We start from the raw sequence: 695 nt of genomic DNA, 5'->3' as shown, positions 1-695 counted from the left end.
GGGCTCCAACTACTTGTAGGCACACGGTTTCAGGATCTCTTTCACTCCCCTTCCGGGGTGCTTTTCACCTTTCCCTCACGGTACTGGTTCACTATCGGTCACTAGGGAGTATTTAGCCTTGGGAGATGGTCCTCCCGGATTCCGACGGGGTTTCACGTGTCCCGCCGTACTCAGGATCCACTCTGGAGGGAACGAGGTTTCAACTACAGGGCTGTTACCTTCTTTGGCCGGCCTTTCCAGACCGCTTCATCTACCCCGTTCCTTTGTAACTCCGTATAGAGTGTCCTACAACCCCAGAGGGCAAGCCCTCTGGTTTGGGCTGATTCCGTTTCGCTCGCCGCTACTCAGGAAATCGCATTTGCTTTCTCTTCCTCCGGGTACTTAGATGTTTCAGTTCCCCGGGTCTGCCTTCTCATATCCTATGTATTCAGATATGGATACCATCCCATTACGGATGGTGGGTTCCCCCATTCGGAAATCCCCGGATCAATGCTTACTTACAGCTCCCCGAGGCATATCGGTGTTCGTCCCGTCCTTCTTCGGCTCCTAGTGCCAAGGCATCCACCGTGCGCCCTTTCTAGCTTAACCTTTAAATACGATCGTAAGATCGTTTAAAAAATTACTAAATCAGCGCACAACTAATGAATTAGTTGGCTTTGTTTGGATGTTTCGTTATCTAGTTTTCAAGGAACATG

General features: G+C 50.4%; 1 rRNA gene. It reads right to left on the bottom strand.

Going from position 1 to position 695, the window contains the following annotated elements:
• A 23S ribosomal RNA gene (locus tag QYB97_RS25075) occupies positions 1-588 on the bottom strand; the annotation flags it as partial.
• Positions 589-695: the final 107 nt, after the last annotated feature.

It is taken from the genome of Fictibacillus fluitans, from assembly GCF_030418125.1.
Classification (GTDB): Bacteria; Bacillota; Bacilli; order Bacillales; family Fictibacillaceae; genus Fictibacillus_C; species Fictibacillus_C fluitans.
Note: the sequence above shows the minus strand (reverse complement) of the source record. Positions and strands in the feature narration are given on the sequence as shown.